Source organism: Microcella sp. (assembly GCF_030645145.1).
GTDB lineage: Bacteria > Actinomycetota > Actinomycetes > Actinomycetales > Microbacteriaceae > Microcella.
The window spans coordinates 1-11282 of the sequence record NZ_JAUSMI010000131.1 but is presented as its reverse complement, the minus strand read 5'-3'; the positions used below and the strand labels follow the sequence as shown (position 1 = coordinate 11282).

General features: G+C 71.1%; 13 protein-coding genes. 9 read left to right on the top strand and 4 right to left on the bottom strand.

The window, feature by feature from the left end:
* Positions 1-46: 46 nt before the first annotated feature.
* The 4 genes from Q7T15_RS08645 to Q7T15_RS08630 all read left to right on the top strand — a co-directional run bounded on the left by Q7T15_RS08645 (position 47) and on the right by Q7T15_RS08630 (position 2569).
* Entirely contained in the window at positions 47-454 is a 408-nt protein-coding gene (locus Q7T15_RS08645) for a DUF5997 family protein (protein ID WP_304695308.1), read from the top strand.
* A 103-nt stretch (positions 455-557) separates the two neighbouring features.
* A complete protein-coding gene (locus Q7T15_RS08640) occupies positions 558-899 on the top strand; it encodes a YciI family protein (protein WP_304695306.1) in 342 nt (113 codons plus the stop codon).
* 35 nt (positions 900-934) lie between these two features.
* Entirely contained in the window at positions 935-1270 is a 336-nt protein-coding gene (locus Q7T15_RS08635) for a YciI family protein (RefSeq protein ID WP_304695304.1), read from the top strand.
* 15 nt (positions 1271-1285) lie between these two features.
* A complete protein-coding gene (locus Q7T15_RS08630; RefSeq protein WP_304695302.1) occupies positions 1286-2569 on the top strand; it encodes an RNA polymerase sigma factor in 1284 nt (427 codons plus the stop codon).
* 12 nt (positions 2570-2581) lie between these two features.
* On the opposite strand, the gene Q7T15_RS08625 is transcribed toward Q7T15_RS08630, so the two are convergent.
* From Q7T15_RS08625 to Q7T15_RS08615, 3 genes are read right to left on the bottom strand one after another with little or no spacing between them, the layout of a single operon-like run.
* Positions 2582-3964 (bottom strand): DUF2130 domain-containing protein, encoded by a 1383-nt coding sequence (locus tag Q7T15_RS08625; RefSeq protein ID WP_304695300.1) that lies wholly within the window; start codon positions 3962-3964, stop codon positions 2582-2584.
* A gap of 51 nt (positions 3965-4015) precedes the next feature.
* Positions 4016-4981, bottom strand: a complete 966-nt coding sequence (locus tag Q7T15_RS08620; protein ID WP_304695298.1) for a serine hydrolase — start codon at positions 4979-4981, stop codon at positions 4016-4018.
* Between the two features lie 23 nt (positions 4982-5004).
* Positions 5005-6042 carry a bifunctional methionine sulfoxide reductase B/A protein gene (locus tag Q7T15_RS08615; protein ID WP_304695296.1) on the bottom strand — a complete coding sequence of 346 codons (1038 nt, stop codon included), beginning with the start codon at positions 6040-6042 and terminating at the stop codon, positions 5005-5007.
* A 136-nt stretch (positions 6043-6178) separates the two neighbouring features.
* Between Q7T15_RS08615 and Q7T15_RS08610 the strand changes: the two genes are divergently transcribed.
* From Q7T15_RS08610 to Q7T15_RS08595, 4 genes are all read left to right on the top strand, one after another.
* Positions 6179-6595 (top strand): DUF1801 domain-containing protein, encoded by a 417-nt coding sequence (locus tag Q7T15_RS08610; RefSeq protein ID WP_304695294.1) that lies wholly within the window; start codon positions 6179-6181, stop codon positions 6593-6595.
* Positions 6592-7155 carry a DUF1697 domain-containing protein gene (locus tag Q7T15_RS08605; protein ID WP_304695293.1) on the top strand — a complete coding sequence of 188 codons (564 nt, stop codon included), beginning with the start codon at positions 6592-6594 and terminating at the stop codon, positions 7153-7155. The genes Q7T15_RS08610 and Q7T15_RS08605 overlap by 4 nt, the downstream gene beginning before the upstream one ends.
* 142 nt (positions 7156-7297) lie before the next feature.
* Positions 7298-8713 (top strand): hemolysin family protein, encoded by a 1416-nt coding sequence (locus tag Q7T15_RS08600; RefSeq protein ID WP_304695291.1) that lies wholly within the window; start codon positions 7298-7300, stop codon positions 8711-8713.
* On the top strand, positions 8710-9747 hold the full coding sequence (locus Q7T15_RS08595) for a CNNM domain-containing protein (RefSeq protein WP_304695289.1): 1038 nt from the start codon (positions 8710-8712) through the stop codon (positions 9745-9747). The genes Q7T15_RS08600 and Q7T15_RS08595 overlap by 4 nt, the downstream gene beginning before the upstream one ends.
* Here the strand turns inward: Q7T15_RS08595 and Q7T15_RS08590 are convergent.
* Positions 9744-10742 carry a DMT family transporter gene (locus tag Q7T15_RS08590; protein WP_304695287.1) on the bottom strand — a complete coding sequence of 333 codons (999 nt, stop codon included), beginning with the start codon at positions 10740-10742 and terminating at the stop codon, positions 9744-9746. The two genes, Q7T15_RS08595 and Q7T15_RS08590, sit on opposite strands and share 4 nt — an antisense overlap.
* A gap of 23 nt (positions 10743-10765) precedes the next feature.
* On the opposite strand from Q7T15_RS08590, the gene Q7T15_RS08585 reads away from it, so the two are divergent.
* On the top strand, positions 10766-11113 hold the full coding sequence (locus tag Q7T15_RS08585; protein WP_370689127.1) for an HNH endonuclease: 348 nt from the start codon (positions 10766-10768) through the stop codon (positions 11111-11113).
* Positions 11114-11282: the final 169 nt, after the last annotated feature.

Below are 11282 nucleotides of genomic sequence, written 5' to 3'. Positions count from 1 at the left end.
GCCCCGCGAAGACCGCCGCCAGCAGCCGAAGCCCCCGAAGGAGCAGCTGCTCAGCCCGAAGACGGCCGCGAAGAAGCTCGGCGTGTTCCTGCCGGCGACGCCCGCGGAGTTCCAGGAGGCGCAGATCTCGCGCACCGCGCTCATGGAGCTTCAGGAGAACCCGCCCGAGTGGCTGACGTCGCTGCGCCGCGAGGGCCCGCACCCGCGCGATGAGGTCGCCCGCCGCCTGGGCGTGTCGAACTCGGCGCTCGCGCGCGGGGGAGTGAGCGACTCGATGACGACCGCCGAGATCAAGGCTCTGCTCGAGGAGATGCCCGAGTGGCTCGTGGTCGAGCGCGACAAGCACGCGCCCGGGACCGGTGTGAAGCCTGGCACCGCCGTCGGCGAGCGCCCGGCGTCGTCGACCTCGCGGCCGAACGATGTCGCGGACGACGAGGACGACGAGCTGCTGTAGCGCCGACTTCGGCACCGATTTCCCGTGGTGTGTCCTCCCGGCACGCCCCTCTTCGTCGTCCTGGTGTAATCGACCTCGACAGAAGGGGGCGCCCGTGCGCTTCATGATCCTGATCCATTCGAACGAGACGGCCGAAGCGGTCTGGGCGAGCGGTGACGACCCCGCCCTCGAGGCGACGCACGGCGAGCTGATCGCCGAGCTCTCGGCCTCCGGCGAGCTCGTCGACACGAACGAGCTCGACACCGAGCACGTCACCGTCGTCGGCCACCACGACGGGGCACCCGTGACCACTCGCGGGCCGTTCACCGAGGGCACCGAGCACGTGGGCGGCTACTACATCGTCGACGTCGCCGACCTCGATCGCGCCGTAGCGATCGCCGGGCGCTTCGCCGAGGCGAAGTACTCGCCCATCGAGGTGCGGCGCCTCATGCATGCCGCGAACTGACGCGCACGACACCCCACTGACTCAAGGAGACGACCATGGAATACCTGCTGCTCATCATCAACGACCCCGAAGCCCCCACGTACATCCCCGAGGAGGACAACATCGAGGAGTGGAGCGCCGACATCGAGCGCCGCGGCATCGCCCGCACGGGCAACCGCCTTCGCCCGCCGTCGGACGCCACCACGGTGACGGTCCGCGACGGCGCGACCATCCTCACCGACGGCCCGTTCGCCGAGACCAAGGAGTGGGTCGCCGGCTTCGACCTCATCGACGTCGAGAACCTGGATGAGGCCCTCGAGATCGCCGCCGCCCACCCGATGGCCCGGTTCGGTCGGGTCGAGGTCCGGCCCATCTGGCCGTTCGAGGGCTGAGCATCGAGGCGACGGATGCCCGCACCTCGTGACGCGGCGACCGAAGCGAGCGCAGCTCTCGCCGAGGTCGTCGCGTCCGAGCGCCTGCGCATCGTCGCAACGCTGATCCGCCACACCGGCGACTGGGATCTCGCCGAGGACTCCTTCCACGACGCCGTCACCCGAGCGCTGACGACGTGGCCCGAGCGCGGCATCCCCGACAACCCCGGCGCCTGGCTCACGACGGTCGCCAGGAACGCGGCCACTGATGCGATCCGCAGGGTGACGACCGAGCGCAGAGCGACCGAGCGGCACGCCCGAGAACTCGAGCCGCCAGAGGAGGAGGCGCCGACGATGCAGATCGACGACGACCGGCTCCGCCTCATCTTCACCTGCTGCCACCCCGCCCTCGCGATGGAGTCCCGCGTCGCCCTCACGCTCCGCACCGTCCTGGGGCTCACGGTCGCCGAGACCGCGGGCGTCTTCCTCGTGAGCGAGCAGACGATGCAGAAGCGGCTGGTGCGGGCGCGGGCGAAGATCCGGGCGGCGGGCATCCCCTATCGCGTCCCGCCGCTTCGGCTGCTCCCCGAGCGGACCGCCGGGGTGCTGGCGGTGCTGTACCTGCTCTTCTCCGAGGGCTACTCCTCCGGCAGCGGCGACGACATCGTGCGCCCGGCCCTCGCCGATGAGGCGATCCGTCTCACGCGTCTCGTCGCCCAGCTCATGCCACAGCAGCCCGAGGTGCTCGCGCTGCTCGCCCTGCAGCTCTTCCAGCACTCGCGCACGCCGGCACGGCTCGACGCCGAGGGCGAGCTCGTGCTGCTCGCCGAGCAGGACCGCACCCTCTGGGACGCGGCGGCCATCGCCGAGGCCGTTCGCGTGCTCGCCGAAGCTGAGACGGCCCTCCGCGAGGTCGGCGCCGCCCCCGGCCCGTACCTCCTGCAGGCGCAGATCGCCGCCGAGCACGCGACGGCCCCCACCGCCGAGGCGACACGGTTCGATCGCATCGCCTCCCTCTACGCGCGACTGAGCAAGATCTCCCCGTCGCCCGTCATCGATCTGAACCGTGCGATCGCAGTGGCGCTCTCCGACGGCCCGGATGCTGGGATCGCCCTGCTCGACACCCTCGACCTCGACGCCCCGCTCGCGGAGTACCACCTCCTCCACGCCACGCGTGCCGACCTCTGGCGCCGCCGGGGGGAGGACGCGGAGGCGCTGCCGCACTACCGCCGCGCCCTGGCGCTCGCCCCGACGGCCGCTGAGCGCCGGTTCCTGCAGCGACGCATCGATGAGATCGAGGAGCGCGCGGCCCGGGCCTGAGCGGCGGTCGCGTCAGTCGACCTCGGCGACCGCGACCTCGCCCTTCTCGAGCTCGGCGAACTTCGCCGCCATCGTCGGGTTGCCGCGCGTGAGCGACTTGATGGTGAGACCGTCGGCCTTGTCGTTCGCCAGCCGCAGGTTGTTCGCCGACTTCATGAGGGCATCCTTGACCTTCTCGAGGTCTTTGATCGCCTCGTCGATGCGCTTCACGGCCTCGCCGAACTGGTCCGAGGCGAGCGTGTAGTTGCGGGCGAAGCCGGTCTTGAAGACCTTCAGGCGCTCCTCGAAGTTGGTGATGTCGACGTTCTGCTCGCGCACCCGGGCGAGCTCGCTCTTCACCTGCTCGGTGCTGAGGGCCGCGTTGCGCAGCAGCGTGATGATCGGCAGGAAGAACTGCGGACGGACGACGTACATCTTCGGGTAGCGGTACGAGACGTCGACGATGCCCTCGTTGTAGAGCTCGCTGTCGGGCTCGAGCATCGAGACGAGGACGGCGTACTCGCAGCCCTTCGCGGTGCGGTCCTTGTCGAGCTTGTCGAAGAAGTCCTCGTTCTTCTTCTTCGACGCCGTCGCGTCGGCCTCGTTCTTCATCTCGAACATGATCGAGATGACCTCGACGCCCTCCTCGTTCGACTCGCGGAAGATGAAGTCGCCCTTCGTGCCGCCGCTCGCGTCGTTGTCCTTCTCGAAGTAGGCGCGGGGGAAGGCGCCGGCGCGGGCGCGGTTGAAGACGATCTCGCAGTGCTGCTCGAGAGTCTCGCCGAGCATCTTCGTCGACTGCTTCGCCTTGAAGTCCTTGTACGTCTCGATGGTCTGCTGCAGGAGGGCGACCTCGGTGCTGTGCTGCTCTTTGAGCGAGGCCTCGAGCAGCTTCTGCTCGGTGGCGCGCAGCTCGAGGTCGCGCTTGAGGTCGTCGCGCTCCTTCTCGAGGGCGTTCGTCGCCTGGGCGAGGGCGAGCTGCCGGGCGACGTCGGCGGCCGACAGTTCGGCCTTGAGCTTCTCGACCTCGGCGTGGGTCTGGGCGACCTCCTTCTCAAGCGTGCTCTTGAGGGCATCGCGCTCGCGCTCGACGGCGGCGAGAGCCTCGCTCACGGCGAGCTTCTGCGTCGTCTCGGTCGACCGCAGCTCGGCTTTGAGGCGCTCGATCTCGGCCTGCCGCTCGGCGGCGGCGTGCTCGAGCTCGGTCTGCCTCTTGGCCGCGTCGCGCTCGAACTTCGCCGTGAGGGTCGCCTCGGCGAGGGCGATCTCGGTCTGCTTCTCCTTCGCCGCGAGCTCGAGCCGCTCGTGGAGCTCCTGCGTGAACTCACGATCGCGCACCTGCTTGAGGATCTCGGCGTAGCCGGCCTCGTCGACGGTGAACGCCTTGCTGCAGTGCGGGCAGGTGATCTCGTGCATCGGTGCATCCTCCGGGTCGGTCGAGCACACCCTACGTCGGCGCGGTGACGATCAGGAGGAGGGCGCGGGCTCGCCGAGCAGTCGGAAGCCGGCACGATCGACGGAGCGCTCGCACGCGGTGAGGATGACGGCTCCGGTGCCCGAGGCGCGATCGACGCCGATCCAGCTGCGGAACCCGCCCGTGCCGCCGTTGTGCCAGGTGAGGCTCCGCCCGTCGCGGCCGATCGTGATCCAGCCCGCGCCGATGCGCACGCCCGGCCCGAACGCGGTGTCGGGGTCGAGCGCCGAGAGCCCGGGGGCTGAGCCGTCGAGGATGCGCTCGATGAGGTCGCGCATGGCCCCGATCGTGGCGCGGATGCCCCCGGCCGGCGCGATCGCCTCTCCCGTCCACGCCTCCCGCGGCCGCCCGCGACGCGAGACGCCCCGAAGGCTCGAGGGTCGAAGCTCGTCTTCGGTTCGAGGTGCCCAGTAGCCCGGCCCGAACCGGCTCTGCAGCAGCTCGACGTAGCTCGTGCCCTCGGCCGCGGCGACCGCATGCCCGAGCAGCTGGAAGCCGAGATTCGAGTATCGGCCGCACCCCGCGCCGAGCCGCACCCCGCGGCACTGCTCGAGCAGCTCGGCGAGCGAGTCGCCGTACGGGTTCTCGCCGCGCGTCCACAGGCGCCACGAGCGCCGCATCGGCTGCATGCCGGGAGGGAGGCGGGGGAGCCCCGAGCGGTGCGACGCGAGCGCCTCGAGCGTCACGCGCTCGAGAGCGCCGTGCCCGTCGAGCGGGAGGAGCTCGGCGAGCACGGTGGTCGGGGTGACCCGGCCGCGGTCGATCGAGTCGCGGTAGAGCATCCCGGTCATGGCCTTCGAGATGGAGCCGATCTCGAAGTCGGCGCCTTCGGAGACGCCCCGCCACGCCGTCGCCGAGCCCTGCGGGGTCACGAGCGCGACGGCCGCGCGCGGGTGGCTGCTCCCGAGCAGTCGGTCGGCGGTCGCCAGGAGCGATGCGTCGCCCGACCAGCTCGTCATGGCCGCAAGGCTAGCGGGGGCGCCTAGCTCGCCGCCGCGTCGTCACGCCGCGGCAGCGTCCAGCCGGGCCGCGGGTAGTGGCATGTGTAGCCGTTGGGGTGCTTGATCAGGTAGTCCTGGTGCTCCTCCTCGGCCTGCCAGAACGGGCCCGCCTTCTCGATCGTCGTGACGGCGGGGCCGGGCCAGCGGCGCGTGGCGTCGACGTCGGCGATGGTCTCGCGGGCGACGTGCTCCTGCTCGGGGGTGAGCGGGAAGATCGCCGAGCGGTAGCTCGAGCCGACGTCGTTGCCCTGGCGGTTGAGCGTCGACGGGTCGTGGATCTGGAAGAAGAACGCCAGGATGTCGCGGTACGTCGTCACGGTCGGGTCGAAGACGATCTCGACCGCTTCGGCGTGGCCGGGGTGGTTGCGGTAGGTGGCGTTCTCGTTGCGTCCGCCGGTGTAGCCGACGCGGGTGCTGATGACGCCCGGCTGCTTGCGGATCAGATCCTCCATGCCCCAGAAGCAGCCGCCGGCCAGCACGGCCGTCTCGGTGCCGGGGGTGCGGGTGATCTCGCCGATGCTGAGGTCGATGGACATGGCGTCTCCGTTCGAGGTGGTCGTGGTGCCGGCACCGCCGGTCGAGAAGTGGGCGACGAACTCGCCGTAGCCCTCGGCCTCGAGCCGGTCGACGGGGATGAACCGCAGCGACGCCGAGTTCATGCAGTACCGCAGGCCGCCGGCCTCGCGCGGGCCGTCGTCGAAGACGTGCCCGAGGTGGCTGTCGGCGCCGGAGGAGCGCACCTCGACGCGCTTCATCCAGAGCGTCCGGTCGGTCTTCGTCGTGACGGCATCGGCGCTGACGGGCTTCGTGAAGCTCGGCCAGCCGGTGCCGCTGTCGAACTTGTCGCGGCTCGAGAACAGCGGTTGGCCCGAGACGATGTCGACGTAGAGGCCAGCGGCCTTGTTGTCGTGGTACTCGTTGCGGAACGCCGGCTCGGTGCCGTCGTTCTGCGTCACCTTGCGCTGCAGGGGGGTGAGGCGGGCGATCGCCTCGGGAGTGGCGCGGTACTGGTTCGTCATGGCGGGTCCTTCCGACGGGGCCGCGATCGGCGGCCACTGGGGTCAACACTGCAGGGCGCGTCTGCGTTCCCGCCGCTGTGAGCCTGTGCGTGCGCCATGATGGCGGCACCGGTTCCCGACGCGAAGGGGCGAAGAGATGACGGATGCTGCGCCCATGCCGCCCGCGATCGAGCAGTTCCTCGGCTCGGTGCCGCAGCCCGAGGCCGCGCGGGCGCTCCGCTCTCTGTGCGCGCTCATGCTCAGCGCGGAGCCGGCCCTCGTCGCCGAGATCAAGTGGAACGCCCCGAGCTTCACGCTCGCGGGCCGAGATGTGGTCACTACCGGGGTGAATCGTGACGGGAGCATCCGCCTCGTTCTGCATCGGGGCGCCGCCAAGGCCGCGCCGGGCACGCAGCGGCCGTCAATCGATGACCCGGATGCTCTGCTCGAGTGGCGCGGGGTCGATCGTGCGATCGCGACGTTCGCCGAGGAGGGCGCGGTGGGCGGGAATGCGGACGCCGTGAGCCACCTCGTGCGGCAGTGGGTCTCGACTGCGGAGCCGACGACGGCATGAGGCACGTGTTCCTCATCCGGAACGTCAATCTCGGCCAGCGGGGTCACCCGAGCGCGGCCGACCTGCTCGGCGCGTTCGGCGCGGCGGGCGCGGCCGGCGCGGTGAGCGTGCAGAGCAACGGCACCGTGGTCGTCGAGTCGACGGACCCGTCGGCGCTCGCCGAGGCGGTCGAGGATGCGCTCGAGGGGGCGACGGGCATCCGCCGCGAGGTCTTCGCGCTGCCGCTGACGGTGATCGAGGGGATCGTGGCTGAGCACGCCGACGGTCCCGACACGTCGCGCCTCGAGCTGACGGTGCACGCCGCACCGGTGGTCGCCGCGAACGAGGAGGCCGCGCGGGAGGCTCAGCGTCGGGGCCGCTGCCGCGTGCTCACCGCGGGCGAGCAAGAGGGCACGGCGTGGGCGATCGTGCTGAACGACGTCGAGCGGCAGAGCAACCGCACGCCCGTCGTCGAGCGGATCACGGGCGGACCGGCGACCTCGCGCAGCCTCGCGACGCTGCGGAAGGTCGTGGAGCGCTTCGGCGTCGGCGGAAGCACAGGCGGTGCCAAGGTTCGCTGACGACGCTGGGAGTGTTCCCGACCCCCGCTTGGAGATCCCGAACTCCCGTGCCTGCTGACACACCCTCGTCGCCCTCCGGCGACCCCAGTCATAGACGCCCGACCGACGCACTGAGCGCCGCGCCCCGACAGGGCGGTCTCGCATGATCGAGACGGTCGGACTGCTCCTGGTCGGCATCCTCGTGATCCTTGTGATCATCGCCGCGAACGGCTACTTCGTCGCGCAGGAGTTCGCCTACATGTCGGTCGACCGCGTGAAGCTCGCGGCTCAGGCCGAGGTGGGCGACAAGGCCGCGGCGCGCGCCCTGAAGGTCACGAAGCGGACGTCGTTCATGCTCTCCGGAGCACAGCTCGGCATCACCGTGACGGGCCTGCTCGTCGGCTTCGTCGCCGAGCCCCTCGTCGGCGAATCGCTCGGTGCGCTCCTCGGCGGCGCCGGCGTCCCGGCCGCGATCAGCATCACGATCGGCACCGTCGTCACTCTCACCGTCGCGACGGTCGTGCAGATGATCTTCGGCGAGCTCTTCCCGAAGAACCTCGCCATCGCGAGCCCCGAGCCGCTCGCCCGCGCCCTCGCGCCGTCGACGACGGCGTACCTGACCGTGTTCGGCTGGCTCATCTCGGTCTTCGACCACTCCGCCAACCTGCTGCTGAAGCTGCTGCGCATCGAGCCGGTCCATGACGTCGACACGAGCGCGACGGCGCGCGACCTCGAGCGCATCATCGATGACTCGCGGCAGAGCGGTGACCTGCCGGACGAGCTGTCCATCATGCTCGACCGCATCCTCGACTTTCCCCAGCAGGACGTCGAGCACGCGATGATCCCGCGCAGCCGCGTCGGCATCGCGCGCCCCGACACGACGCTCGGCGAGCTGCGCGGCCTCATGTCGCAGGCCCACACCCGCTACCCGGTGATCGGCGACGACGAGCAGCCCCTCGGGGTCGTCCACCTCGTCGACGTGCTCGCGTCCGGTGCCGGCGACGATGGCCCGATCGAGCCGCTCATGCGCCCTCCGCTCGTGCTGCCGACCGTCATGAGCCTGCCCGACGCGCTCGCCCAGCTCACCGCGACGAAGAATGAGCTCGCGTGCGTCATCGACGAGTACGGCGGCTTCGCTGGCGTGCTCACGCTCGAGGACCTCGCCGAGGAGGTCGTCGGCGAGATCACCGACGAGCACGACGAGGACGACGCCGCGAGCGCGCTCGAGCCCGACGACGACGGCATCTGGATCATGGAGGGCGACGTGCACCTCGACGAGGTCGAGCGCGCGGTGAGCGTCGACCTGCCCCGCGGCGAGGTCGAGACGATCGCCGGTCTACTGATCGCCGAGCGCGGCGCCCTGCCCGAGGTGGGCGACATCGCGGTGATCGAGGTGCTCGCGAGCAGTGCCGATCTTGCGGACGAGCATCCGCCCCGCCGTGCGCTCGAGGTCGAGGTGCTCGAGATCGAGCGCCACGTGCCGAGCCAGGTGCGCGTTCGGGTCATCGACCTGCCCGACGCCGACGCCGACGCCGACCTCGAGACCGAACTCGAGCCCGACGAGGAGGCCTCCCGATGAACGGCTGGATCGTCGCCCTCGTCACGACCGGGCTCATCGCACTCAGTGCGTTCTTCGTCGTCATCGAGTTCGCGCTGCTCGGCGCCCGCCGGCACCGGCTGGAGGAGATGGCCGCGACGAGCCGCTCCGCCCGCGCGGCGCTGCGCGGCGTCAACGAGCTCACCATGATGCTCGCCGTCGCCCAGCTCGGCATCACGGCGTGCACGTTCGCGCTCGGCGCCGTCACGAAGCCCGCGGTCGACGCGTGGCTCGGCCCGATCTTCGACTCGTGGGGCTTCGTCGAATGGGCCTCCGACGCCACGGCCTTCGGCCTCTCACTGCTCGCCGTCACGTTCCTCCACCTTGTCGTCGGCGAGATGGCGCCGAAGTCGTGGGCGATCGCCCACCCCGAGCTCGCGGCCCGCATCATCGGTCTTCCCTCGCGGGTCTTCGTGACCGCGCTGCGCCCGCTGCTCAGCTGGATCAACAGCATCGCCAATCGCCTCGTCGCCGCGACGGGTGTGGAGCCGGTCGACCGCGCGGCCGTTGGCGGACAGGACGCCGAGACCATCCGCCTCCTCGTCGAGAGCTCGGCGAAGGCGGGCGTGCTCGAGCCCGAGTACGAGGCGCAGCTCTCGGCGATGCTCGAGCTGCAGTCGCTCACGGTCGAGTCGCTCATCGCGTCGGGACGCACTCCGACGTCGGTCGCGGCGGATGCCTCGGTCGCCGATGTCCGCGACGCGGCTCTGCGATCCGGTCACCTCCGCATCCTCCTCGACGGCCCCGGCCGCCCCCGAGTCGTGCACGTGCGCGACACCCTGCTCGAGGCGCCCGACTCGCCCGCCGCCGCGCACGCGCGCGACGCCTACGTCATCGCCGCGGGAACCCCGGTCTACGAGGTGCTCGCCCGCATGCGCGAGGCGAGCGTGCAGCTCGGCGTCGTCCTCGACGGCGAGCGGATGCTCGGGGTCGTCACCCTCGCCGACGTGCTGCGCCGCGTGCTGCCCGACCCGGCGATCGCGCGCGCGAGCCGTGTGGCCCGCGCCGCGTCCTAGCGGACGATCGGCTCGGTCGGCGGCATCGGCTCGTCGAGCACCTCGTCGAGCGTCGGATGCTCGGGCTCGGTCTCGACAGCGACCCCGGCATCGGCATCCGTCGCCTGATCACCGGTGCCCGCGGTCGCGCGCGCCCGCGGGTCGGGCCGTGTCACGAGCGCGCAGCCGGCGAGGATCGTGACGAAGCCGACGAGGGTCCAGATGGTGACGGCCTCGCCGAGGAAGAGCGCGCCGGCGAGCACCGCGACCGCGGGGTTCACATAGGTGATCGCCGACATCCGGATGGGGCCGACCTCGGCCACGAGCGCGAACATCAGCAGGAAGGCGACGGCGCTGCACAGCACGGCGAGCACGACGACCGAGACGATCGTCATTGTCGACGGCACCTCGGTCGGCCAGCCTCCGGTGAGCGCGACGATCGGGAGGTAGGCGACGGCGCTGAGGCCGAGCGCGACGGCGATGACGCCGACGCCGGGGAGGTCGTGCATCCAGCGGGCGAGGATCGCCGGGCCGATCGCGTAGCCGACGACAGCGACCGCGAGCTGCGCGACCGCCCCGAGGTCGGAGCCGCCCACGTCGAGGCCCACGATCGCCGCGACGCCGAGCATCCCCAGAACGACGCCGACGCCGTTGACGGCCGTCAGCCGGTCGCGGCGGCCCATGACGAACGCGACGACGATCGCGACGAGCGGGATGCTCGCGAGCAGCAGCCCGACCGTCGAGCTCGGCAGCGTCTGCTCGGCGGCGTTGATGAAGTACCAGGCGAGGACGATCTCGAACAGGGTGAACGCGAGGAGCGGCTTCCAGCGGCGCAGGACGGGGCCGATGGCGCCGCGGCGCGCGGCGATCGGCAGCAGCAGGGCCGCGGCGAGGGCCGTGCGGGCGAGGACGAGGAACTCGGGGGTCAGCTCGGCGATCGCGATCTTGATGAACAGGTACGGCACGCCCCAGATGATGCCGAGGGAGGCGAAGAGGATGAGGCCGCGGCGAGTCACTGCCTCATTCTGCACCCGCCGTCGTGCCTCGCCACACCGGCCGGTGGCGCGGCCTTACGCTGACGCCGTGGGGCGGATGCGCATACTGCGGCGCCGTCGACCGCCCACTGCAGCGCGACTGCGTGCAGCCGATCTCGCGAGGTGGTCGCTACACGCTCGACAACATCGTGCCGGCCTGCGGATCGTGCAACGCGAGCAAGTCGAATAGCGAGATCACGGGCTGGATGCGTCGCACGCGGCGCGACGAGCGTGCCTTCCTGGAGCGGCTGGTCGCGGTGCGCGGTGCGCTGGCAGCAGCAGGAGCCGAGGCAGCCGAGCCCGCGGCACCCACCGAACCAGCCGAGCTCGCCGCGCTCATCGACCCGGAGTGACGCCCCCGGGAGGCCGTCAGCCGCGACCGTGCGGGGCGATGACGGCGCGCGCTGAGAGCTCGCCCGACGCGAGCTTCCGGTACGCGTCGAGCGCGTCGTCGAGGCTGTAGATCTCGACCTCGGGCTCGATCTGGCCGGCCTTGTAGAGCGCGACGACGTCGTGCAGGTC